Raw genomic sequence first — 23,422 nt, forward strand, 5'->3', positions numbered from 1 at the left:
TTTTAAGATTTCCAATCATATCGCCAACCAATCTGTTCGTTTTCAGACAGCAGATAGAATTGACCGTTGCTAAGAGCAGTATCTAACATAGTATCCTCAATTGTTAGTACTTCCCTTCGTATAGTGTCTAAACATTTTAGTGCTCCTTCGATAATGTCAGCATCGATTTCTTCAATTTTTCTCCCTCCTTTGACTAGCTTTTCCACTGCCCTTGTTGATTCCTTAAAAATGTTTCTCCACTTTAGAATTGATTCATTGTCAAATACTTGTCTAACGGCTGGTCCTATGTAGCCACTTTTCTCCCACTCTTCAAGGTGATTCAGAAGAAGAAGCATGTTGGTGGTATGCTCAATGATTTCATCCTCTTTGCTGTCATCTAGGTCGTTGATATCTATTAACATTTTTATGAATCTCAGTTTGGTGGGTTCGCTTGGAATAGCTACGGCGACTCGCCTAATGGGAAGTTTTCCATTAGCTCCGGTAAAATAGCAAGAGCCAAAAAGGCGTTTATATTCATCAAAAGTGATTTGTATTTTTTTCCCGGCTTTTATTGTTTTGTAGAAATACGTGCGAATATTGCTGTGGAGTGAGTGATAGACATCATCGTGATTATTTCGAACGACAATTGATGATTTAATTTTTTCTTTTATTTTCCTTATTAAATCATCTTGGTCGAGAGTAAATCGAAGGGACGACAAAAGCACATCTCGCTCTTTCATCTTCAATTTCAATACATTTTCCATCCATTTTTTAACTTCCGAATCCTTAGTCCCATTTGAAAGAGCGCTTATGTATTCCTTCATTTTTTTTGATGAAATACTTTTCTGCTGAAACTTTGATATTTCTTGCAGAAGCGGGTTCTTCCTGTTTGCTTTGTTACTTACAAGTTGAAACTGGTATCGGCTACGATCACTTTCTGGGATATTTTTAATAACATCTGCCCAATTAGAAAGCGACTACCACAGGTCATGATCTCTTTCAGTTAAATTAATAGGATCGCTTTGATAATTTGTTTGCAGGGTATGCTTAGTTTGAATTAGGACAATGTTTCCATTATTCAATTCAATCGCAATGTCATCTTTGTCTTCAAAAGTTATTGTTTGATCAGATTCTATTCCCAACATCAAAAGAAAACAGTAATAAAACTGATAGTCAAATCCGATTGCTGTTTCTGCCGCAGAAGTTTTATTTAAATAGCTGGATGTCATTAGGGGTTTGTGGGTAGGGCAATAGAGATAATGGTTTAATAATTATTGCCAAAATATAAATTGATTTTTCAATTTTATCATAAAACAGAAAAAGAACTGTCTTAAGTTACTGATTTACCCCTAAGCCCCTACGGCCTCCCCGTTGATACATTTTGGGCCTGATTGCGGTTATAAAGCTTGCCGCTCTTCGTCGGTTTTAAATGCGCTAGTAGGAAATGCAGCAGGATCAACAGCCGGTTCGCCAACCAGCGGCCGCCATCCAGCAGGGAGCTGGGATGTTGCAGGATATCTTCCTGGGCAAGATGAATTGCTGGAGTCATATGTTAGATCCCTTCCGGGATCCTTCCCAGTCCTGCTTTTCCACCAATGGCTCAACGGAAAAAACAAAATGTCGCACGCCGCAATTTCCGATGCGTTAGGAGTTCCAGCACGTGAAATGACGCTCACAGCCACAGAATTTGAAACGGAATTGCCCATAGGTTATTTCCGAAGGACACGAGTTCCTGGCCGGAGTAGAGGACAATACCTCTGATGAAATCTTTGTCAGCCAGTGCTGTCAGGGTTTGAAGGCCCTTGAAATCATTAACGTTTGTGGATTCCGATTATTTTACCTCGATGCCAAACAGGCTTCCATCAGGTTTTTCCAATACAAAATCCACCTCCTTTCGATCGCTTGTTCTAAAGTGAAAGAGTTGTGCCCGCGTATTGCTGAAGGTGAGCGGTTTCGTCAGCTGCTTGGCGACGAAATTTTCAAGTAAATGATCAAACAGATCCGGTTTGCTTGTAGCAATGGCGTCGATATCAAGATCGAGCATGTGACATATCAGCGAAGTGTCGGCAATATAGCCCTTCGGCGCTTTTACTAGCCGCTTGCCAAGGATTCTGTACCATGGAAATATCAGGAAACCATCCTTACCATCGGTAGCCTTAGCGGAAGAAATGGAAAATCAGGTCAATACCTTCCTCCGCCTGAGAAGCTGATCACAATTAAAGTCTGCCTTTAAATATTTTAAAGGCAGACTTTAAATTTGCAAAAACACTTATATAATATTGATTATCATCCGTTTATTAAAGGTGCAAATAAGTGTCCTCTCGCTCTGGAAGAAGATTTAGGCCAGAATTGCGTTTAAAAACGCTTACAACACAATTCCGGCATTCCTTTATTGCAGAGAACTATTTGGCAATTGCGATTAATTCACCTGAGTCCTTCTCAAAAGTTCAATATTCTCCACTAATAAATCATGCGTTCCCGCCCAGTTAACGATCATGGTTCTCAGGGCAGGTGCCTGGGGATGATCTTTGTAGTTGTCCAGAACGAGGCTTTCTATGAACCCTATTGCAGGTAGGAACATTTCACTGGGATCCATGCCGAGTTCCATCAATTGGATTTTGGTATTCCGAAGACCTTCCAAAACCTTCAAGCCGTCGAGTATTTGCTTTTTCGTCATCATTGGTTATTTCGATGTAAGTTGAATTGGTTTTCAGCAGCTTTAATGTAATACAGTTTTGATTTCATAGCCAACAGGTCCCCAATTGGCCTCTTCCCCATTTTTCACCAGTCCCAATGTCTTTCTACCCTCCAGTATTTCGACATTACCACCGTGAGACTTTACCATTGGGTGAAGACTATCTGATGAAACGGGAATAACTTCAAAGGCACCTGAATATACCCGGAAGGCATAATCCCCATAATAGGTAAAGATGCCAAAGCTGTCCGTTTTTTTGACACTAATTCGAGCGGCACCGTTCAGGTAGATGCGCCTGACACCGCCATACCAGCCATGGCTGTAGGTAAGGCTCGCACCGGGGTGCAATACCACGTGGGAACTATCGGGGAGCCATAGGGTTACTGGCACATTATTAGCACGGGTCGTGGAATCACCAAAGTTTTCAGCTTTCACGGGGTGACCTTTTACCAGCCGGGTCAGCGGATGGGAAGGCATTATATGATCAAGCCAGAGGATAAAAATTATCAGCGCCAGCCCACCCAGGAAGATCCGCCAGAACCATTTCCAGAAGGGGCTTCTTTTGCGCGGCGATTTTTTGGTATTCCGGATCAGGGCGCTGATGGCCGCGCCGCCGGTACCCTCGCAGGTAAAGTCCACCATGAGGTCGAAAAATTCGAAATTGCCCTCCTGCTCGTGCAGCCACCGGTCCAGCCGGTTGCGCTCGGCCCGGGTGGAAGTTTCCAGGAAAAACCGCTGCATGATGCCAGAGATCTCAGGGGTCAGGTCGATCCGCGCCGCCGCTTCTTTGATCAGTTGCTTTCTCGTTTTCATGACACATTGTTTTTGCGCCACTCACTCGGCGTGATCTTATGAATAGATTCAAAACTGACCCGGAACGCATCCGGTGATTCAAAACCACAGGCCGCCGCTATCGAATTGATCGTACGGCTCATGTCCCGCAACAGCTTCAGGGAAAGTTCATTCCGGTGATGCTTCAGCCGTTGCATAACGGTCATGCCGAAGTGCTTCCGGAACGCACAAACCAACGTGCTTTCGTTCATGCCGATCGCCTTCGCAATCTCTTCATAGTAAACGGTGCGGTGCAGGTTATTCCGGATATAGGTATCCGCGGCATTCAGCTGCGCTTCCCGGTTATACAACTTGCCGCTCTTCGGCGTTTTCAGGTGCTCCTGCAGCGATTGGAGCAGCATCAGCAGCCGAGTGGTCAGCCAACCGCCACCATCCCGAAGGGGACTGGGCGGTTGCAGGATCTCGTCCAGTGCAAGGTGCATCGCCGGCGTCAGGTCATAGATCCCTTCCGGGAATCCTTCCCAGTCCAGGTTCTCTACCAATACCTCAACTGGACAAACAAAATACCGCACCCCACAATTTTCCGCTACGGTAATCAGCTGATCCAGGTTCTGGAAGAAACAGATCTTTCCCCTGTTCACGTCCCAACTGATGGCCGACGGTATGTCCAGGTGAAGATTGCCATCCAGCAGGAGCATCATTTTCATGCCCTCCGTTGGCAGCTTTTGTCGCAGCGTTACCGGTGGCTTCCAATCATAGCGCACCTGGTAGAGAGGACAACGCATCACCTGGTGTTCCAGCACATACAGTTTGCCATGCCAGGCATCTTCGTGATACGCCGCTTTCACCGGGAAGGCCGACCTGGGATATTCCCATTGTTGCATGGGCTTCAGGTAGAACTTAAGATCGCGCGCTATATAGAATTCTAACTCCAATGACGTTCATTTTGCCCTGTAAGACTATAAAAACGTTTGGAATTTTTACAAGGAACTTCGTGTTTGAAATAAATACGGCGTGAATGGAAAAATACCGGCGCGAATGACCGTCAGCGTCAGCTCAAAATGTTCAGTTTGGTCACCAGGTTGTCGAAATAAGGCTTGGTGACTGGTATGACCATCGACCCAATCACTGCCTTGTCTTTGCTGATCTCTTCCAGGTAATAAACCGACACGGCCCAGCCGCGATGCGTGCGCACGAAGATATCCCCGGACACCTGCTTGAGGAGCGTAGTCAACGGAAGCCTTGCAATCAAATGACGGTCTTGTGTGAGGTGAATTTTGGTGTAAACACGTTCCGCGCTGAGCGCTACTACATCCAATGGGTTCACGCCTTTCAGGGTACGGCCCTGCCAGATATAAAACGGTGGAAGCATGTGTGTGGGATTTAGGTTTGTTCTACCAAACTAGAAAAAAAATTCAATATCCAGCCGCGAACAGGTCCTGTGAACGATGTGTGGTTCAATTCCGAATCAATTCCGAATGAATCGAGGTAAACGGGTGTTTCGGAACATATTTCACCATACTTCGGAACATATTTCATCATACCCGGGAACAAATTCCGGAAAATGGCAAAATCTCGCATTGCATTTGTAGTAATGGGCATCGGCTGTGCAGGCGTTGCACAGGACAGTGGGTGTGCAACCTCACTGCCTGCCTGCGTGGCCACTGAGTAAACAATATTTTTTAACCATTAAAAATTCGTATTCTATGGCAAACGCTAAAAGCCTTATTGCCGGTCACCTGAACGGCATGTTAGGAAAAGAGATCGTGTTCCGCAACTGGGAAGATAAAACCATTGTGGCCAAAGCGCCGGGTGAACGTACTACCCCGCCGACCGCACCACAAGTGAAGGTCCAGCGGAACTTCACCCAGGGTAGCCAGTACGCCAAGTCGATCCTTTTGGATCCTGACCTGGTAGCGGGTTACAAAAGGGCACTCCGGCCAAGGCAGAATGTCTATAGCCGTGCGCTGCAGGATTTTGTCACGCCTCCCGAAGTAACGGACATCACCATCCGTAACTATACCGGGCAGGTTGGCGACATCATCGAAGTGCGCGCAGTGGATGACTACCTTGTCACCAAAGTGTATGTAGAGATCCGTGCAGCCAATGGCGACCTGCTGGAAGGTGGTGTTGCAGTATTGCAGCCCAAGGGCAATGTATGGAACTATGCCGCTACTGTGCAGAACCCCGCCCTCGCAGGCACCAGGGTGATCGCCTTTGCGAACGACTTTCCGGGAAATGAAGCATCCCTCGAAGTGCTGTTATAAGATAAAGGTTTCCGACGACCTTTGATCACGAAGGATGGAGCTGTATCCGAAAGGATGCAGCTCTTTTTTTTGTGCCTGCCATCTGATAACCGAAAAAATCAACAAAGCCGGCCGAAGAAACCGATAAGAAAAAAGCGCAGTTTTCGATGCGCCAAAAAAATCCGCAGTTTTTAGCATGCTTCAAAACGGTTATTCACGCCGGGAAACTGCCATTCGCGCAGCTTTTTGGTCAAACACGAAATTCATTTGGAAACGTGTAATACGGAAGTTATAATGACCGTGTTAAAATCATTATTCACTTTTTAAAAAAACAGTTATGAAAAAACCTGTCTTTCGCTCAGCAGATGACCAGGTGATGAGGGGGGTAAATGCAAAGCAGATCCTGTTCATCATCGGCAGGGGAAATTGGTGCGAAGTGTACACCAGCGGGCATGTGTTCCGGGTGGACAAGCCGCTTCCTTATGTGATGCGTTGCCTGCCCCAGTTATGCCTGGAGAAGCTGGATCGCAGCACCGCTGTGAACCTGTTCAAATTTGGCGGGCTTGAAGGCAACAAGATCTGGCTCGGGCCCTATGCGCTAACCATGGGACCAGCATTTGCCCGGTGGATGAAAAGTCTCTTCCGGAATGATTCAAGTTAGCAGTAAACAGGTGGTGCCGGCCGGCAAGACTACCGCAAGGAAACAACATTTATTAACCATTAAAAATTAAAACAATGGCAGTAGTAAAACCCGGCTCTATCCTGCATGGATTCAGGGGAAGAGTCGGAGATTATGTTCTCCGTAGGATCGGTAACAAGACCATCGTGTCTGCGGCACCGAAAGCCCGGAAGGGAAAGCCTACAGCAGGGCAACTCGCTTACCAGGAGAGATTCCGCCTCGCGAACATTTATGCCGCTTAGCTGAAAACCAATCCTGCGCTGAAAGCTCAATACGAGGCAGCGCGGAAGGGGAATCAGTCTGCGTACAATGTGGCAGTGATGGATTATCTCAAAGGACCAGAGATCGCTGATCCGGTAACCAGCCACTACAAAGGGAAGAAAAAGCAACCGATTACGGTGACGGTGGTGGATAACTTCCGGGTGGTAAGGGTAACATTTTTCCTCTATGCTGCGGACCGTACTTTACTGGAACAGGGACCCGCAAAAAAGGAAATATTGGGGAATGACTGGACCTATTGGACCAAAGTAGCCAATCTTAAGTTGAGAGGAACCATGCTTCGCATTGAAGCGGAGGATCTCCCTGGCAATAGGACTGTGTTGCAGACGAAGCTGTAGCCCGTTTTTGAATCCACTTTATGAAAACCAATTTTTTAATCTAAAACCCAATGTTTATGAAACAGCAGGAAATCGACAAGCTGTCGCTTGCGGAAAGGGCGCTCTCGGAGACGCCGACTTTCTTTGTTAAGCTGCGCAATATCGGGATGGCGCTTGCCGCCATCAGTGCAGCGCTCCTGGCGAGCCCGGTGGCCCTCCCGGCCATCATCACGACCATCGCGAGTTATCTCGGTGTGGCTGCTACGGTAGCCAGTGCCGTGAGCCAGGTGGCAGTGAAGGGCTAAGCCGTGGAATTGTTACTTGAGCGGACCTATCATCCGACCGGTACGGATGGGATCCTCAGCATTGCCGAAAGGTTTTGTTGCTATACGATCGAGCTCCCCTGGCGGGATAACCGCAGAAGGATCTCCTGCATTCCGGAAGGCAGGTATCCGATAGCGTTGCGCTTCAGCAAAAGGCACCAGTACCATCTTCTCGTGCAGACGGTACCCGGCCGCAGCCTGATCCTCATTCACAAGGCAACCAATGCCTTAAAGGAGCTGAAAGGCTGCATCGCCCCGGTGCAGGAATCGCTGAAGCCGGGAATCGGCCGGCACAGCGCCCATGCCTTCAAGGCGCTGATGCTGGCGGTCCAGGAGGCAATGGACCAGGGAGAGCCCGTCACCCTGACGATCACGCGGCTAGCCAACCGCTATCTCGCTCAGCCGTAAGGTTGATCTATGGCGCCCCCGCCAATCCTGGCGGGGGCATTTTTAAACCATAATTTTTAATCGACATACCGTGTTTTCACGGTACCGGAATTTGTAACAAATGCCTAATTATACGTTTCGAACGACTTAACCCAATTAACCTTTATTCTTATCCCGTTATGAGTCAGCAACCACCAGTTATTCAACTCCCCTACGGCGACGGACATCACATTGTACCGTTTGCAGCAATTATTTACATTCAAGTGAATAATAAGCTTTCCCGGGTAGTTACTGAACAACGTGAATACCCGATAACTCGCAGTTTAGCATCCTGGCTTTCTGACCTACCTGAGGATCTATTCCTCAAAGTGCACCGATCGCGAATCATTGGCTTATCCCATATCCAAGTTATCAAAACAAATAAGGTTATCGTTTCCGGCAAGGAAGTACCCTTGAGCCGCACCGGCCGGCAGGCGTTACAAGAGAAATATCCTAAGATGTAGAGCAGTCATAACAAGAACTATGCATGCTTAATTTACCAAATAATACAATTTAGAAGATTCTTGTAATTCAATATGTTGTTAATATAGATAATACTAATGCGAGCGCATTCTGTACTATCTCAAAAATTTGTATTTTGATGTATCAGTTGAAAATAAGTGACACAAGATAGCTCACCGCTTAAATAGGAATTTGCAAGATTTGGCTTTCTAAAAGGTATAGCAGCTGAAGAGGGAAAAGGGAATGCTATATTGTGTTTGGCTCGAATTTTCATAGTAATAGAGATTAGGCCTTCGAGGTGTGTATGAAAATCCAAGAATTTACGAAAGTAAAATAATGGGCATGAAGATACCTTTTGCAATTTTTCCCCGCATTGCTTATAGAAACAGCCAGTTTCAGATTGTCTCGCATTTCGACAATCTTAAAATAGAAATTTATAAAAATGACAAACTGATTAAAACAGTTGAGGCCGATTCAGCCCACCCAACAATAATTACACAACTAAAGGAAATTGGAAAGATTACAGCGAAATGCAGTATAAACAATAAAACATTCGAACAGGAATTTGAAATTAAAGATGCTTATAGATTAGGATCAAGCGAATTCAAGCGGGCTTTCCTATTTGATGAGTCACCATACTGTTTCTTCTTAATGAAAGACCGACTTCTTCTTTACAATTGCGAAAAAAAGATATTAATAACTGAAAATCACTATAGTCCAACCGAAATACAAAATATAGACAATAGAAATTTTTTATTTGTGACTAGAATAGGAGATTCAAGTTCTAGAGGTATTGTAAATCTTGGAATCTACAACACCGACTCTCTCAATGTTGTAGGACAATTACTTAACAGTTTTAGAGTATTAAAGATAGTTGCGAGTGAAAATATGGCTTGGGTCCACAACATTTTCACTAATACAATTAGCTGTTACAAATTAGTTCAATCACCTAATACCTTTTTCGTAGAAATAGAAAAGTTCGATAAGTTTAATTCTTTTATTGTTGAAGATAGATCACATAGTATTATTATAGACTATCCAGATAAGATTGTAATTTCTAGTATCTACAGAAATCGGCCAGCAAGTATAATTTATAAGGCTGTAAATAATGCAGTTGACAGATTGGGGAATGTTGTGTCTTTGGTTGACGACGATACAGTTTCGATAGTCAGTATCCTAGGACATAAAGTGCAAACTCCCGCCCCAGTTGAATTTAAGCTATCTAGTGACAATCAAATTTATGTCGGAAAATTGCTTGAGCAGAAGCTGTTTTTTTCAAATTTCAATTTGCCCCATGATGTTAGTGGCCGAATAATAGGTGAAATTCCAGAAGGACTTACAAATTATAGGTGTACCCTTAAAGGCACAGATGTTTTGTCTGAATCGATAATAACACATAGATTTTTTCAAACAACTGACGGCTCATTTGTAATACGAAAATGCCGCTTTAGGGAAGTTCGTAGTTGGACGTTTAAAAAGTTAGGCGACAACTGGAATGCAAGTCCAGACGTAACTGAAGGAACAGAATATGCTTTAATGCATTTATCTAAGGTAGGAGTTATGAATTTGATTGAAAAGTCAGAATTCATTTCAATCCTAGATTATAATTATCCTACCTTATTAGTCGCATCCGACGGAAGGCAACACATATTTCGCGGCAGTGAAAGGGAAGTTTTTGACAAAACTACAGAGATAGCATTGTTAGCTGTTGGGGGACACCAATATCTATTGAAAACGATTGAGGATAACTGTTCAGTTTATGGTTTAGCTAGTCTTAGTGAACCAATTTTGGAGAATGTCAAGCTCTTAAATCGACCAGAAGTGGAAGAACACAAGATAATTTGGTATTCTGAGGTTTTGTCAGGGGAAACCCAACTAAAAGCTTTTGATTTAAACTCTTCCACCAAACTTGATGTTACGGAAATTAGTCACGAATGGTTTAGATCGATCAATGATGTGAAGTTTTATAAATATTATGCTCTCTTTCCAAATCAAATTGTCTTCAACCCAAAGAACCTACAGATTAAGGATGCATTTGTGGGAAATCTAATTAGTCATTCATCAAATCTAAATAAACTAGTTTCTCACAGAGCGAATTCATTTTACTTGTTTACTTATGACCTCTCTTCTGGAAAATATTTGACCGAGCAGGTTGACCTTTCCAATGATAAGTATATAGAATCCTATCTTTCACCTAACGGTCGGTATTTGGTATTGAAGATGAATGATAGATATGAGTTCTACGACATTGAAAAGAATGAAATAACTAATTTTATTTCAGGAATATTTTTGGGGTTTAGAAACGATGGGAGCTTAATTGTTGAGCAGAACAGTACTAGGAAAGTAAAGATAATTGATCCAGTTACATTTAGCGATATTACTCCACCAAACTACCACCACTACCGTTTTTTGAGTCCAGATGGAAAGTTATACGCTCAAATTTCTAGTAGCTTCAGATATTATAATAGGATAACCAATGCCCAGATTTCTGTAGAGGAGGTTACTAAATATCGTAGAGACCTGGATGATCCTATTTTTATCGCTCAAGGAGATGAATTGATAAGAGCTAAGCAATTAGTTAATGCAAATAGACGTGAATTATTTACGTCCTTTGAACAGGAGTTTATAAAACATGGCTTGTCAGATTTCACGGACATTAATTCATCCAGTATCGTTAAGAACGAAAAATATACAGAAATTGGAATTGTTGGGACGGAGGTTAAAGTGGAAATTAAGTTTCCCGAAGATTTGTCATATTACAATTATGCAGCTTTTAGCTATGACAATAGGCACTTTGGTTATGTAGGCAAACCAGTTCAAAGAGGCTTAATTCATTTATTTAGGATCGATTTTGATGAATCTAATTTGACTCTAAAAATTGTTGATAGTTACCTAAGCAGATATCCTAGCCGTGCCTCTTGGGTCTGTGGTTTTTCTAAGACCGGATATTTTGCTACATACGACAGTATACCTAATACGTTTATTATATTTTTGGATAGTGTTCTTTTTGAGAAAAAACCTTCGGAAGTGGAACTTGGTCGCTCTGTTTCAAAATCTCAAAATAATATTTATTACTCATTCGAAAATTGGAATGAGATAAAGGGGAAAAATTTTTTATGTTTTAGTCCAACAGGCAACTTTGTCGCCTTATCTGAACAGGGTTATGAGCCACTTACTTTGGGTGGATATGGGCATCAAGAATCAAATGTTGTGCACATTGCTGCAACCGAATCAGGTAAAATAATTGATTCTTTTACGGGACATGGTGGATCAATAATGGAAAGTATGTCAAAAAAGGTAACATTCGTTGCGTTTTCTGAAGATGAAAAGAAATTGATGACACTCAGTTCAGACGGGGTAGTCTATATTAGGTCCATTAATCTTACAGTACCTTTTGAAGAACATCAAACCCCCGAGGTACTAACTTACAAAGGTTAACACTGAGAAGCTATATAGGAGTACTTAAAATTCGACGGAACAAGCAGGAAGATTCAAGATCTTTGACGTTTGCATAGTATTGATAATCATGTTGATATCAAATGAATAATTGCTCCAAATACTCGTTGTTTTTTGGCCATTAATTCAATTAAGCCCAAATTTTGGTGATAGCATTTATATTCTGCACCGGACCATTCAAGGGCATTTGCCGGCATAGTACATCGAGAATCGCACGTAAAGCAAAAACAAAGGAAATGCGCCTGAATGCTTTTAGGATGCAAAAAATTATTGCCGGTTACTGCCACCTTTCTTTAGGGTTGCGTCATACCTTTTACATAAATAGAGAAGTTGACTTTCGCCTCAAAAGAAACCTGGCAATCGGTCTATGCGCACAACATCGGCCATTGGATCGGTGTCTGCTACCGCTATACCGGTAACCTGCAGTTGTCGGAGGATCTTGCGCACGAGGCTTTCCTGAAAGCGATGGAAAAGGCAGATAAATACCGGGGAATGGGCGCCCTTGAGGCTTGGCTAAGACGCATTGTGGTGAACCATGTACTGCAATACTTGCGGGACCGGAAAAAAGAACCTTCCTTTTTGGAGTTGAAGCCTGACCAGTTATCCCTGGAACGCATTGATGAAAATAACCCTTCGCCAGCCTATACGGAACTGTCTGCCACAGCATTGCTGGATACCATCGGTCAATTGCCCGAACACCACCGCCTCGTGTTTAACCTGTATGTTTTGGAAGCATTCACCCATGCGGAGATCGCTGCGACCCTTGGTATCAGCGAAGGCACTTCAAAATCCCACCTCGCCAGGGCACGTAAAAAACTTCAGGAATGGTTGCTGCAAACGGACAAGGACAAACCCTCCCAAAAAGCGGACAGGAAGGCCTTTTTACTGTTGTTGGCTGGAACCGGGGAAAATGCCGACCCCTTCTTCCGGAAATGTTTTGACGCATTTTCCATTCCGCCGCTGCATTCACTTTCCCAGGGAAGTTTTGCCATTGCCCGGCAGCCAACTTTGGGGAAACGCGCTTACCTGAAGCCCACCACAAAAATGCTGACCGCCGTGGTCGCTGGCGCCCTCGTAATTTCGGTTGTCTGGATCTGGCGGCAGGATAAACCTGGTGTTCCCCATCCGGTTACGGCAAACACCATTTCCGGTGTAACAGAAAAAAAATTCATCGATTCAGTACCGCGCACTGCAACCATTTCACCGGATAGCATCATAGAGGAAATAAAACCGGAAAAAATGAAGCCACTCGATTCCCTTGCGCTGATGCTTGCCTTGACCACCACTACCCTGACTACGACAGCCGATGCAGCGTCTGCCGAAAAAGACTCCATCAAAACCATCATCGAAAAATATAGCGCTGCCGCGGAAATTGCACCCCCCACGCTGGATACGCTCGCGCCGAAACCCGCCAAACCCGCCAAACCCGCAACTCCGGCAATACCCGCAACACCCGCCAGGCCAGCATTGCCTGTAAAGGGAACCTTTCGTGCATCGGAAGTGTATTGGTCAAAAACAAACAATGAAGTGTATTTCAAAGGTGATGTTCGCGTCAGCTTCGAGCAGCAGAACTTTAAAGGCAGGGGATCCTTTACCTTCCTCGGCAAGGTTTACCTGCTTGTGGTGGACGACAAACCTGTTATCCCGGGTGGCTCGCAGAAACTCGCCCAAACAGATTATGAACTGGTAACACTGAATACCGATGAAGCCATCGCCAAATATGGTGACAAGGGTAAAAACGGCGCGGTTGAAATTTCACGCAGCAGGTAGGCGTTCTGCTAACCCCGGTCAACAATCTTTCTCAGCATTCCCCGGAAAATAAAATGATGGAACGGTAATACGGCCAGCCAGTAAAGGCGACCGGCTACACCGAGCGGCCTGAAGGTTGCTGTCTGGCTGACGATGCCCTGATCGCTGATGTTGAATTCCAGCCACGCCTCCCCGGGCAGCTTCATTTCCGCGTACAGCAACAACCGCTTTTCAGCGCGGTTCGCATACAGCACCCGCCAGAAATCAAGACTCTCCCCCGCAATCAACTGCGTTTTGTTTTTTCTTCCCCGGGTGAGGCCCACTCCGCCAAACAGTTTATCCAGCAGTCCGCGGAAAGCCCACAGCCAGTCCGCATAATACCAGCCTGACGCCCCGCCGATGGCAAAGATCCGGTCCGCCGACAACGCCGGGTTTTCCGTCCGCATTTCGCGGTGATCCTTGAAGCAGCCGTATTCCGGAATCTGGATATGGGTGGAAAGGTGGTCGGTGATCCTGCTGAAGGTGAAGGCATCTTTCCAGGTAGATAGCACCATGTCCTGCTCGATCTTGTCAAACGCCATCCGGATCGACTCGCGGTAACCAATCGGCCGGATATCCAGCTGCTGCGCCAGGTCATTTGGTATCGCGATGGTTTCCACCTTCATGCTGTCTACCAGGTGTTGCGCCAGCTGGTACGTGGTGGACGTCACAAAATACAACCAGTAGGACGAAAGCCGCGGCGTCATCACGGGAAGCGTCAGGATATAACGTTGTAACCCGCGCTCGCGGGCGTACAGCAGCAGCATGTCTTTGTAGGAAAGGAGGTCCGGACCGTACAGGTCATAAGTTTGATGATACGTCTGCTCCAGTAACAGCACGCCGGACAAAAATTCCAGTACGTTCCGGATGGCAACGGGCTGGGTACGCGTGCGCAGCCATTTCGGCGTGATCATCACCGGTAGCTTTTCCACCAGGTCACGGATGATCTCAAATGAGGCACTGCCGGAACCCACAATGATACCTGCCCGCAACACCGTTACCGGGATATGGCCTGTCCGCAGCACGGCTTCCACTTTTTTGCGGCTCGACAAATGTGGCGAAAGCTGTTGGGCGTTCGCGATGCCACCGAGGTAAATAATTTGCCGCACGGTGGTTTCTTGCAGGCGCTGGATAAAGTGGCGCGCAGATGCGGTTTCTTTTTCTTCAAAATTGCCTTTACTGGTCATGGAGTGTACCAGGTAATAGGCAGCATCCAGCGAATCGGGAATGGCGGCAAGGGAATCCGGCTGCAGGAGATCACCTTCAACCAGGTGAATCCTGTCGCTGTCGTACCGCGAAATATCCAGCCGGTTGCAGTCGCGCACCAGGCAATAGAGGGTATGTCCGCCGTCAAGCAGCACGGGAATCAGTCGTTGGCCGATATAGCCGGTAGCGCCGGTCAGCAGGATGGTCATCACCCGAAACGTTTAAAGGCTCACAAAAGGGTATCGTCAGCGGGACTAAAAACGGACCCATAAATAGTATGTAAACATACTAAATTTAGGTAAAAAAGGATATAAATTTTCTTTTGAATCCTAATAATAGTATATTAGTATAATAAAACTGCCCAGATGGCATACGAATTACTGAAAGACGTGCTTGATCTCGTTCACCAGTTTGAGGCCGACGAAACGCTTAACGCGACATACGGGAAGTCCGTTGAAGGCTTCAAAAAATGGATAACCGCCACCACACCCCCTGGCCCCGCCGGTGAAACGGTACACTGGGAAGGCAAGCAGGAAGGCAGAAGCGCAGAAAGCGTGATCGCCAGCCATATCGTCCACATGAACCGGTTCGGTAAAAACTATTTCCGGTCGGCCATCCACGGTTCTGATTTCGTTTCCCAGGAAGATGTCATCTACCTGATCGTGCTGCGCTTCAGTGACCCGATCACCAAGATGGACCTGATCAAAAAGAATGTGCACGAAAAACCGGTCGGCATGCAGATCATCAACCGGTTGATCGCCCGGGGATGGGTCCGTCAAACTGATTCTCCGGATGACAGGCGCAGCAAACTGATCAACATCACCGAAAAGGGGATCCAGGCACTGGACAACCTGATGGTAAAAGTGCGGCAGGCCACGCAAATAGTTTCGGGCAACCTGACCCCACCCGAAAAAACCGAACTGCTCCGCCTGCTCAGCAAGCTGCATGATTTTCATCAACCCATCTACGACCGCCAGATTGATACGGAACACCTGCTGGAAGCAGCGCTCCACCCACAATTGCCATGAAAAAGCGCATTGCCATTATCGGGTCCGGGTTCTCCGGGTTATCCGCCGCGGCTTATGCCGCAAAGGCGGGGCACGACGTTCATGTGTTTGAGCAACACCCGCAACCGGGCGGGCGGGCAAGGCAATTCACTACCCCGCAGGGATACGTATTTGATATGGGTCCCAGCTGGTACTGGATGCCGGACATACTGGAAAGCTTCTTTGCCGATTTCGGCTACCGCACGGCCGACTTTTTCGAACTGGTTTCCCTGGATCCCCAGTTCGACATGATTTTCGGCGACGGCAAAATGACTGTACCGGAAAAATATGAACACCTCAAGTTGCTGTTTGAGCAGACAGAAAAAGGGGCAGGTGCGCAACTGGACCGCTTCATGCGCTCGGCAAAATACAAGTACGAAACCGGCATGCAGGAATTCGTTCATAAACCCTGCCACAACTGGCTGGAATTTATGTCCCCCGCCATCGCAAAAGGTGCGATGAAACTGGACCTGCTGACCAGTTTCAGGCGTTATGTCAGCCGTTACTTCAGGCATCCGAAACTGCGCGCCCTGATGGAGTTCCCGGTGATCTTCCTGGGCGCTTCCCCGAAAAATATCCCGGCCCTGTACAGCCTGATGAATTATGGCGGATACGTACTGGGTACCCACTACCCGATGGGCGGATTCTACGAATTGGTGAAAGCCATGCATAAAGTGGCGGAATCACAGGGCGCGACCTTTCATTTTAACCATACCGTGGAAGAGATCAATGCGGAAAACGGGAAAGTAACTTCCCTCCTGATCAATGGCCGGTATTACGAATTCGATGCGGTGATTGCCTCCTCCGATTATCACCATACGGAAACCCTGTTGCAGCCATCATGGAGAAATTACAATGAAGCGTACTGGCAGCAGCGCACCTTTGCCCCTTCCAGCCTGATCTGGTACTTAGGAGTAACCGAAAAAATTCCCGGGCTCCGGCACCACACGCTTTTTTTTGAACATGCGCTGGACGATCATATTGATTGTATTTATGGTGAAAAACGCTGGCCGGAAAATCCCTTGTTCTATTGCTGTTGCCCGTCGAAAACAGACCCGGGCGTGGTGCCGGAAAACAGCGATAACCTGTTCCTGCTGATGCCACTGGCCATCGGCCTATATGATGGGGAAGCAACCCGGGAAAAGTACCTGGCAATAATGCTGGAAAGGATAGAAAAACATACCGGTATCAGCAGTCTTTCTTCCAAAATTGACTATAAGAAAAGCTATTGCGTCAGCGATTTCGTTGCGGACTACCATGCCTATGGGGGTAATGCCTATGGCCTGGCCAATACCCTGAATCAAACGGCGGTAAGGAAACCCAAAATAAGGAACCATAAAATTCACAACCTGTTTTATGCCGGGCAGCTGACCGTACCCGGCCCGGGCGTTCCACCCGCCATCATTTCGGGAAAAATTGTCGCGAATGAAGTAACAAAACAGCCATATGAAACAACTGTTTGATGAATTGTCGCGTGAAGTAAGCCGCAAAACAACTGAGAAATACAGCACCAGTTTTTCCCTGGGCATTCTTGCCTTGCAGGCATCCATCCGGCCGGCCATTTACGCGATCTATGGCTATGTAAGACTGGCCGATGAGATCGTGGACAGTTTTCATGGCTACAACAAGGAAAGGTTATTGAATAACCTGAAGGAGGAAACAGTGGTAGCCATCCGGGAGGGCATTTCAATCAATCCCATTTTACAGTCCTTCCAGGAAACGGTGAACCGTTATCATATTGACCACGAACTGATCGACCAGTTCCTGCACAGCATGGCGATGGACCTGCATAAAATGGACTACAATTCTGCTTCCTATGATGAATATATCTATGGCTCTGCGGAAGTGGTCGGCCTGATGTGCCTGCAGGTATTCACGGAAGGCAACCGGGACAAATACCTGGAACTGAAACCCTATGCCCGGAAGCTGGGCTCAGCGTTTCAGAAAGTAAATTTTTTGAGGGATCTGAACGACGATTATACGGTGCTGGGGCGCACCTATTTCCCGGATATCGATATGGGTGTTTTTGATAATTGCACGAAGGCCAGGATAGAAAAGGAAATTGAAACCGAATTCAAAGAAGCACTGATCGGGATCAGGCGGCTGCCCCGCACCGCTATTTTTGGTGTATACCTGGCCTACCGGTACTATCTCTCCCTGTTCAAAAAGATCAGGCAGCGATCGTCTGCAGAAATCCTGGAAAACAGGGTCCGGATCCCCAATACTGAAAAAGCATTGGTGGCCCTTAAGAGTTACCTGCGGTATAAGATCGCTTTTTTGTAAATTTTCAGCAGCCGTTATGATATACGCAGCACTATTGGTCCCCGTGGTTTTTGTATTGATGGAAGGCGCTACCTGGCTGATCCATAAATATGTGATGCATGGTTTTTTGTGGGGGTTACACCGCGATCACCATGATCACAGCAGTGAGGGACCGTTGGAAAGGAATGATTTGTTTTTCGTCATTTTTGCTACACCGGCCATTGCCCTGCTGTACAACGGTACGGTGCGGCATTTTGATTACGTGTTTTTCATCGGTTTGGGGGTAAGCCTGTATGGCATGGCCTATTTTTTTGTGCACGATATTTTTATTCACCAGCGCGCGAAGCTGCTGACCAATACCCGTAATCCTTACTTGCTGGCCATCCGCCGGGCGCACAAACAGCACCATAAGCATTTTGGAAAGGAAGGCGGCGAATGTTTCGGATTCCTGTGGGTTCCCGTAAAGTATTTCCGCCAGTTCATGAAGCAGCAACCGTGATGCAGTCCTTTACCTACCTCCTGGTCAACTGTTGTGCCGTGGTGATCTGCCTGGTGGCGTCGTTCGACCGGAGAATACAGTTCAACCGGTTGTTCGGCACGTTTGCCCTATCCGCCACGGTGGTGGCCGTACCTTTCCTCCTATGGGATGCCTGGTTTACGCAGAAAGGCGTGTGGTGGTTTGACCTGCGGTATACCCTGGGTATAACGCTGGCCGGGCTTCCGCTGGAAGAGTGGCTTTTCTTCTGGTGTATCCCCTTTGCCTGCGTGTTCACGTACTATTGCATCAACCGGTTTTTCGACCTTTCCCGCGCAGACAGTGCTAACAACATCCTGGTTTTTGCCTCCACCATTGTGTTGACCGTCTTAGCGCTGCTGCATTGCCGGCAGGTTTACACCCTGCTGGCAACGGGATCGGCTTTAATCACCCTCCTGTACCTGCACTTTATTGCCCGGCAGGAATGGATTGCCCGGGCTTCGCTGGTGTACCTGTTGCTGATGCCCGGCTTCCTGGCCGTAAATGGCGTGCTGACCGGAACAGGCATTCCCTCACCCATTGTCAATTACCGTCCCGGTACCTTCCTCGGCATCAGGATAGGCACCATCCCCATAGAAGACGTGGTGTATGGATACAGTCTTTTCCTCCTGAATATTTACTGTTTCAAGTACTTTCAGCGCAAAACATCAGTGTAGTCAAAACGTATTCCGCATAAGGCATTGCGGTAATGGCTTGGCCAATAGTCGGATTTGTATAAAATAAAGTCTTTTTCATGGAATGGTTGGAAGGCGACAAACGATAATTTTGGTAAAGCCGATACGATGTGTTTCCTGGTCCGGATTGCCCTGCTGTTATTACCCCTTTCAGTTTTTGCACAAACTGAACTGTACAACTTTTACAAACTCGACACCTACAACGGCCTCTCCCATAACCAGGTCTCCGCCATCCTGAAAGACCCCGACGGCTTCCTCTGGTTCGGCACCCTCTCGGGTCTCAACCGCTACGATGGCTATTCCTGCCGGATCTTCCGGAAAAATTACAGCGACAGCACGTCCCTGCTGGACAACAGCGTGCAGGCACTGTATGAACTCCCCGACGACAAACTGTGGGTCGTCACCGCCGGCGGACCCTGCATCTACAACGCCTCCACGGAAAAATTTTCTGCCGGCTACAACGGCTATCTGCGATCCCTCGGCCTGCCCGCTGCCCCGGTCACCAGCATCATCAAAGGGAATAGCGGACGCTACTGGTTCCTCTACGATAATCTCGACCTCTACCTGTACACTGCAGGGGACAAAAAGGCCCGGCTGTTCAAACGGGCGCCGGACACCAGCAGCCTCGAGAGCGTTACGGCCATCAAAGAAGCGAAAGACGGCAAATTATGGGTGGTCTACCAGACTGGCCTCCTTCAGCAGTATGATATTCAGGCCAACAAGATCGTTTTTGAAAGCGCCGCCTTCGAAAGCATGAATGTCGGGACCAAACCCAGTAACCTGTTTGTGGATAACGACGGGGATGTCTGGCTCTGGGGCGTCAACAACGGCGCCTTCCTTTTTCAGCCAAAATCAAACACCGTCAGGCAATTCAATGAAAGCTCCTATCCTTCCAGGCTGAACAGGAACCTGGTGACGCAGATCGTGCAGGACAACAATGGCCTGATCTGGGTGTCTACCGACCATGGCGGCGTCAACCTGGTCAGCAAAAAGAATAATTTCAGCATCAGTTACCTGCGCAACGATCCCAAAGACCGCCGCAGCCTCAGCCAGAACAGCATTACTGCCACCTATAAAGACGATGACGGTATTATCTGGCTGGGAACCTATAAGCACGGGGTAAATTACCTGAACAGCAACATCGTGTTGTTCCCCGTCTATCGCCACCAGGAGGCGGATCCGAATAGTCTCCCCTACGATGATGTCGACCGCTTCGTGGAAGATTCGGTAGGTAACCTCTGGATAGGCACCAACGGCGGGGGACTGATCTGGTTCGACCGGAAGCGCAATGTTTTCCGGCAATTCCTGCACGACCCCAACAACCCCAGCAGCCTGAGCAGCAATGTGATCGTCAGCCTGCTGATCGACCATGAAGGGATCCTCTGGATCGGCACCTATTTTGGCGGGCTCTGCAGTTATGATGGCCGCGGTTTCACCCGGTATCGGCACAGCGATACCGATTCTTCCAGCCTGAGCAGTGATAATGTTTGGGACATCCTGGAAGACCGGCAAAATAACCTGTGGATCGGCACCCTGGGTGGCGGACTGGACCAATTTGACCGGAACACCAAAAGGTTCGGGCATACCCGGTATAAGGGTGCATTGGCTCCCCTGCCCTCCAATTACATTTCAGGGATCATAGAAGACGGGCAGGGTAACTTATGGGTGGGCAGCACGGCGGGGCTGACGGTTTTTGACAGGAACAAAACCGATACTGTTACTTACCAGCATACCGATAATAAGAAGAGCCTGAGCAACAATACAGTGAATAGTGTGCTGGAAGACAACCAGGGCAGGATCTGGGCGGGAACCAGGGAAGGCCTGAACCTCCTTAACCGGCAAACCGGCGAGTTTCAGCGGTTCAGTACCGCCGACGGCCTGCCGGATGACCTGATCCTGGATATCCTGGAAGACAACCAGGGCACACTTTGGATCTCGACACCCAACGGGCTTTGCAACGTGATCCCCACACAGGATCAGCAGGGTATTCGCTTGTCCGTTATCCGCTATGATGAAACCAATAACCTCCAGAGCCGGGAATTCAACGATAACGCGGCCTTCAAGACCCGCGCCGGCGAACTGGTCTTCGGCGGCCCTTCCGGGTTTAACATCATCCAGCCGGAAAAAATCCGGGTGCCTGTGTTCCACCCGAAGCTGGTGCTCACGGGCTTGCAGCTGTTGAACAATACGGTAGAACCAGGCGAGGTGATCAACAATCGCGTGTTGTTAGAGCAGTCCCTCTCCAAACTGCCCGCCATTGAATTGAAGCATAAGGAAAATGTTTTCTCGATAGACTTTACCACGCTTGATTTCGGGCAAAGCTCAGGCAGCAAATACGCCTATATGCTGCAGGGGTTCAATGCGGACTGGTTGTACACGGATGGCACGCAGCGGCGGGCCACCTACACCAACCTGAACCCCGGCCATTATACATTTAAAGTGAAAGTGATGCGCCGCGATGGCACCTGGAGTGCAGAAAAAACCCTGGGCATCAGGGTGTTACCGCCCTTCTGGCAAACACCCCTCGCCTACGCGGTGTATGCGCTGGTGCTGCTGGGCATCTTCCTGCTTATCCGCAAAATCACGCTGGACCGCATTCATTTGCGGTTCGAAATGCGGCAGCAGCGCAGTGAAGCGGAAAGAGCACTGGCGCTGGACCAGCTGAAAACAAAATTCTTCACCAATGTGAGCCATGAATTCCGGACTCCCTTAAGCCTGATCATCTCTCCGCTGGATAAGATCATTAAAAACACGGCCGATGAAGACCAGCAAAAACAGCTCAACCTGGTGCTCCGCAATGCCAAACGTTTACTGAACCTCGTCAACCAGTTGCTGGATTTCCGGAAGATCGAAGTACAGGGGCTCAAGCTGCATCCCGCTATCGGCGACATCGTGCTGTTTGCCAGGGATATTACGGGCTCCTTCAGCGATATGGCCGAAAAGAAAAATATCCGGCTTTCCTTCCAGGCCAATGTGGAGCAGCTGGAGATTTATTTCGATAAGGACAAGGTGGAGAAGATCCTGTTCAACCTCCTGTCCAACGCCTTTAAGTATACCCATGACAACGGGCGGGTGCAGGTGAACCTGGTCTATACGCCGGGTGCTTCAGAAGACAACGGCATACTGGCCATTGCCGTGGAAGACACGGGCATTGGCATTCCCGCCGACATGCAGGAAAAAGTATTTGAACGTTTTTTTCAAACGGACGTGCCCGCCGCTATGGTTAACCAGGGCACGGGCATCGGGCTGGCCATCACCAAAGAATTTGTAAAACTTCACGGCGGAACCATCACCGTCAACAGCGAGCCGGAAAAGGGAACCTGTTTTACCGTGATGCTCCCGGCGAAAAAAATCTATGAACCGACGGTTTCGTCGGTCATCCAGCCGGTGGTTATGGAAGAGGGCGGGGCACCTGCAGAAGAACAAAGCCATGGTAAACGGAAAACCATCCTGGTGATCGAAGACAACGAGGACATCCGGTTCTATCTCAAGGAAAACTTGCGGGCCTCCTACCAGGTGGAAGAAGCAGTGAACGGGAAGGAAGGTTGGGAGAAGATTAAACTGATCAATCCGGACCTGGTGGTCAGCGACATGATGATGCCCCTGGTGGACGGCATCGAGCTGGCGAAAAAAATCAAAACGGATACCCTCACCGCCCATATCCCGGTTATCTTACTGACGGCCATGGGGAGTGAGGAAAAGCAGATTGAAGGGTTCCAGGCAGGGGTGAGTGATTATATTACCAAGCCTTTCACCTTTGAGATCCTGGCCTCGCGGATCAAAAACCTTTTGGCCCGGCAGCACCTGCTGCAGAAACGGTTCCAGAAACAAATAGACGTTAACCCGGGCGAGGTGACGGTTACCCCGGTGGATGAGCAGTTTTTGAAACAGGCGCTGGGCGTGGTGGAAAAATACATGGACAACCCCGATTTTTCGGTGGAGGACTTCAGCCGGGAAATGTGCCTGAGCCGGAAAGCCCTGTACAATAAGATCAGTTCTCTCACCGGGAAAGCACCCCTGGATTTTATCCGGTCCATCCGCCTGAAGCGCGCGGCTCAGCTCCTGGCCAAAAGCGGTATGACCATTTCCGAAATAGCCTGGGAGGTCGGGTTCAACAATCCCAAAAACTTCACGAAGTATTTTAAAGAGGAATTTGACGTCTTGCCTTCCCAATACCGCGAGAGCCTGTCAAAATAGGCTAATCTACCCAATTGGTACCCTAAACGTACCCATTTGACTCCCCCCGCCCACGCTGCA

Annotated in this window: 23 protein-coding genes; 15 read left to right on the forward strand and 8 right to left on the reverse strand. The window is 47.7% G+C overall.

All coding sequences use genetic code 11. From position 1 onward, the window contains the following. Positions 1–2: 2 nt before the first annotated feature. From FPE01S_RS06845 to FPE01S_RS06880, 7 genes are all read right to left on the reverse strand, one after another. The gene (locus FPE01S_RS06845; protein WP_046368034.1) at positions 3–803 is read right to left on the reverse strand and encodes a hypothetical protein; all 801 of its coding nucleotides are present in this window, start codon (positions 801–803) and stop codon (positions 3–5) included. Between the two features lie 153 nt (positions 804–956). Further along, entirely contained in the window at positions 957–1,208 is a 252-nt protein-coding gene (locus tag FPE01S_RS06850) for a hypothetical protein (protein ID WP_046368035.1), read from the reverse strand. Between the two features lie 602 nt (positions 1,209–1,810). Next, on the reverse strand, positions 1,811–2,023 hold the full coding sequence (locus FPE01S_RS26480) for a DUF4143 domain-containing protein (RefSeq protein ID WP_046368037.1): 213 nt from the start codon (positions 2,021–2,023) through the stop codon (positions 1,811–1,813). A 375-nt stretch (positions 2,024–2,398) separates the two neighbouring features. After that, positions 2,399–2,587 carry a hypothetical protein gene (locus tag FPE01S_RS06865; RefSeq protein ID WP_157473917.1) on the reverse strand — a complete coding sequence of 63 codons (189 nt, stop codon included), beginning with the start codon at positions 2,585–2,587 and terminating at the stop codon, positions 2,399–2,401. 111 nt (positions 2,588–2,698) lie between these two features. Beyond that, on the reverse strand, positions 2,699–3,487 hold the full coding sequence (locus FPE01S_RS06870) for a FecR family protein (protein ID WP_046368039.1): 789 nt from the start codon (positions 3,485–3,487) through the stop codon (positions 2,699–2,701). Further along, positions 3,484–4,401 (reverse strand): helix-turn-helix transcriptional regulator, encoded by a 918-nt coding sequence (locus FPE01S_RS06875; protein WP_157473918.1) that lies wholly within the window; start codon positions 4,399–4,401, stop codon positions 3,484–3,486. The genes FPE01S_RS06870 and FPE01S_RS06875 overlap by 4 nt, the downstream gene beginning before the upstream one ends. A 116-nt stretch (positions 4,402–4,517) precedes the next feature. After that, the gene (locus FPE01S_RS06880; protein WP_046368041.1) at positions 4,518–4,838 is read right to left on the reverse strand and encodes a LytTR family DNA-binding domain-containing protein; all 321 of its coding nucleotides are present in this window, start codon (positions 4,836–4,838) and stop codon (positions 4,518–4,520) included. 334 nt (positions 4,839–5,172) lie between these two features. On the opposite strand from FPE01S_RS06880, the gene FPE01S_RS06890 reads away from it, so the two are divergent. The 9 genes from FPE01S_RS06890 (at position 5,173) to FPE01S_RS24680 (ending at position 13,424) form a co-directional block, all read left to right on the forward strand. Next, complete coding sequence (locus FPE01S_RS06890; protein ID WP_046368043.1) at positions 5,173–5,733, forward strand: hypothetical protein; 561 nt, start codon at positions 5,173–5,175, stop codon at positions 5,731–5,733. Between the two features lie 316 nt (positions 5,734–6,049). After that, a complete protein-coding gene (locus tag FPE01S_RS06900) occupies positions 6,050–6,373 on the forward strand; it encodes a hypothetical protein (protein ID WP_046368045.1) in 324 nt (107 codons plus the stop codon). 74 nt (positions 6,374–6,447) lie between these two features. Next, entirely contained in the window at positions 6,448–6,633 is a 186-nt protein-coding gene (locus FPE01S_RS06905) for a hypothetical protein (RefSeq protein WP_046368046.1), read from the forward strand. A gap of 78 nt (positions 6,634–6,711) precedes the next feature. Then, a complete protein-coding gene (locus FPE01S_RS06910) occupies positions 6,712–7,008 on the forward strand; it encodes a hypothetical protein (RefSeq protein WP_046368047.1) in 297 nt (98 codons plus the stop codon). A gap of 56 nt (positions 7,009–7,064) precedes the next feature. Beyond that, complete coding sequence (locus FPE01S_RS06915) at positions 7,065–7,292, forward strand: hypothetical protein (RefSeq protein ID WP_046368737.1); 228 nt, start codon at positions 7,065–7,067, stop codon at positions 7,290–7,292. Between the two features lie 3 nt (positions 7,293–7,295). Then, complete coding sequence (locus FPE01S_RS06920) at positions 7,296–7,718, forward strand: DUF5675 family protein (RefSeq protein ID WP_046368048.1); 423 nt, start codon at positions 7,296–7,298, stop codon at positions 7,716–7,718. 158 nt (positions 7,719–7,876) lie between these two features. Next, positions 7,877–8,200 carry a LytR/AlgR family response regulator transcription factor gene (locus tag FPE01S_RS26415; RefSeq protein ID WP_046368049.1) on the forward strand — a complete coding sequence of 108 codons (324 nt, stop codon included), beginning with the start codon at positions 7,877–7,879 and terminating at the stop codon, positions 8,198–8,200. A 340-nt stretch (positions 8,201–8,540) separates the two neighbouring features. After that, the gene (locus FPE01S_RS06930) at positions 8,541–11,636 is read left to right on the forward strand and encodes a hypothetical protein (RefSeq protein ID WP_157473919.1); all 3,096 of its coding nucleotides are present in this window, start codon (positions 8,541–8,543) and stop codon (positions 11,634–11,636) included. Between the two features lie 348 nt (positions 11,637–11,984). Then, positions 11,985–13,424 (forward strand): RNA polymerase sigma factor, encoded by a 1,440-nt coding sequence (locus tag FPE01S_RS24680; RefSeq protein ID WP_052955563.1) that lies wholly within the window; start codon positions 11,985–11,987, stop codon positions 13,422–13,424. Between the two features lie 8 nt (positions 13,425–13,432). On the opposite strand, the gene FPE01S_RS06940 is transcribed toward FPE01S_RS24680, so the two are convergent. Beyond that, positions 13,433–14,857: an SDR family oxidoreductase gene (locus FPE01S_RS06940; RefSeq protein ID WP_046368051.1), complete on the reverse strand. Its 1,425-nt coding sequence runs from the start codon at positions 14,855–14,857 to the stop codon at positions 13,433–13,435. Positions 14,858–15,013: 156 nt separating this feature from the next. On the opposite strand from FPE01S_RS06940, the gene FPE01S_RS06945 reads away from it, so the two are divergent. The 6 genes from FPE01S_RS06945 (at position 15,014) to FPE01S_RS06970 (ending at position 23,362) form a co-directional block, all read left to right on the forward strand. Further along, positions 15,014–15,676 (forward strand): MarR family winged helix-turn-helix transcriptional regulator, encoded by a 663-nt coding sequence (locus tag FPE01S_RS06945; RefSeq protein ID WP_046368052.1) that lies wholly within the window; start codon positions 15,014–15,016, stop codon positions 15,674–15,676. Next, entirely contained in the window at positions 15,673–17,157 is a 1,485-nt protein-coding gene (locus FPE01S_RS06950) for a phytoene desaturase family protein (protein WP_046368053.1), read from the forward strand. The genes FPE01S_RS06945 and FPE01S_RS06950 overlap by 4 nt, the downstream gene beginning before the upstream one ends. Next, positions 17,141–17,977, forward strand: a complete 837-nt coding sequence (locus FPE01S_RS06955) for a phytoene/squalene synthase family protein (RefSeq protein ID WP_046368054.1) — start codon at positions 17,141–17,143, stop codon at positions 17,975–17,977. The genes FPE01S_RS06950 and FPE01S_RS06955 overlap by 17 nt, the downstream gene beginning before the upstream one ends. Before the next feature lie 16 nt (positions 17,978–17,993). Next, positions 17,994–18,455: a sterol desaturase family protein gene (locus tag FPE01S_RS06960; protein WP_046368055.1), complete on the forward strand. Its 462-nt coding sequence runs from the start codon at positions 17,994–17,996 to the stop codon at positions 18,453–18,455. After that, positions 18,392–19,147, forward strand: coding sequence for a lycopene cyclase domain-containing protein (locus tag FPE01S_RS06965; RefSeq protein WP_217998174.1), 756 nt, complete (start codon positions 18,392–18,394; stop codon positions 19,145–19,147). Before FPE01S_RS06960 ends, FPE01S_RS06965 begins: the two co-directional genes overlap by 64 nt. Before the next feature lie 126 nt (positions 19,148–19,273). Then, on the forward strand, positions 19,274–23,362 hold the full coding sequence (locus tag FPE01S_RS06970; protein ID WP_046368057.1) for a hybrid sensor histidine kinase/response regulator transcription factor: 4,089 nt from the start codon (positions 19,274–19,276) through the stop codon (positions 23,360–23,362). Positions 23,363–23,422 lie beyond the last annotated feature (60 nt).

It is taken from the genome of Flavihumibacter petaseus NBRC 106054 (assembly GCF_000974785.1).
Lineage (GTDB): Bacteria > Bacteroidota > Bacteroidia > Chitinophagales > Chitinophagaceae > Flavihumibacter > Flavihumibacter petaseus.

Bases quoted from the DNA above. Each gene is read 5' to 3' on its own strand.
- FPE01S_RS06950 (WP_046368053.1), top strand. From the start codon at position 15,673: ATGAAAAAGCGCATTGCCATTATCGGGTCCGGGTTCTCCGGGTTATCC.
- FPE01S_RS06955 (WP_046368054.1), top strand. From the start codon at position 17,141: ATGAAACAACTGTTTGATGAATTGTCGCGTGAAGTAAGCCGCAAAACA.
- FPE01S_RS06865 (WP_157473917.1), bottom strand. From the start codon at position 2,587: ATGGAACTCGGCATGGATCCCAGTGAAATGTTCCTACCTGCAATAGGG.
- FPE01S_RS06900 (WP_046368045.1), top strand. From the start codon at position 6,050: ATGAAAAAACCTGTCTTTCGCTCAGCAGATGACCAGGTGATGAGGGGG.
- FPE01S_RS06960 (WP_046368055.1), top strand. From the start codon at position 17,994: ATGATATACGCAGCACTATTGGTCCCCGTGGTTTTTGTATTGATGGAA.
- FPE01S_RS06880 (WP_046368041.1), bottom strand. From the start codon at position 4,838: ATGCTTCCACCGTTTTATATCTGGCAGGGCCGTACCCTGAAAGGCGTG.
- FPE01S_RS06930 (WP_157473919.1), top strand. From the start codon at position 8,541: ATGAAGATACCTTTTGCAATTTTTCCCCGCATTGCTTATAGAAACAGC.
- FPE01S_RS26415 (WP_046368049.1), top strand. From the start codon at position 7,877: ATGAGTCAGCAACCACCAGTTATTCAACTCCCCTACGGCGACGGACAT.
- FPE01S_RS06965 (WP_217998174.1), top strand. From the start codon at position 18,392: ATGTTTCGGATTCCTGTGGGTTCCCGTAAAGTATTTCCGCCAGTTCAT.
- FPE01S_RS06970 (WP_046368057.1), top strand. From the start codon at position 19,274: ATGTGTTTCCTGGTCCGGATTGCCCTGCTGTTATTACCCCTTTCAGTT.
- FPE01S_RS06945 (WP_046368052.1), top strand. From the start codon at position 15,014: ATGGCATACGAATTACTGAAAGACGTGCTTGATCTCGTTCACCAGTTT.
- FPE01S_RS06910 (WP_046368047.1), top strand. From the start codon at position 6,712: ATGGATTATCTCAAAGGACCAGAGATCGCTGATCCGGTAACCAGCCAC.
- FPE01S_RS06915 (WP_046368737.1), top strand. From the start codon at position 7,065: ATGAAACAGCAGGAAATCGACAAGCTGTCGCTTGCGGAAAGGGCGCTC.
- FPE01S_RS06890 (WP_046368043.1), top strand. From the start codon at position 5,173: ATGGCAAACGCTAAAAGCCTTATTGCCGGTCACCTGAACGGCATGTTA.
- FPE01S_RS06940 (WP_046368051.1), bottom strand. From the start codon at position 14,857: ATGACCATCCTGCTGACCGGCGCTACCGGCTATATCGGCCAACGACTG.
- FPE01S_RS06905 (WP_046368046.1), top strand. From the start codon at position 6,448: ATGGCAGTAGTAAAACCCGGCTCTATCCTGCATGGATTCAGGGGAAGA.
- FPE01S_RS06850 (WP_046368035.1), bottom strand. From the start codon at position 1,208: ATGACATCCAGCTATTTAAATAAAACTTCTGCGGCAGAAACAGCAATC.
- FPE01S_RS26480 (WP_046368037.1), bottom strand. From the start codon at position 2,023: ATGCTCGATCTTGATATCGACGCCATTGCTACAAGCAAACCGGATCTG.
- FPE01S_RS06845 (WP_046368034.1), bottom strand. From the start codon at position 803: ATGAAGGAATACATAAGCGCTCTTTCAAATGGGACTAAGGATTCGGAA.
- FPE01S_RS06870 (WP_046368039.1), bottom strand. From the start codon at position 3,487: ATGAAAACGAGAAAGCAACTGATCAAAGAAGCGGCGGCGCGGATCGAC.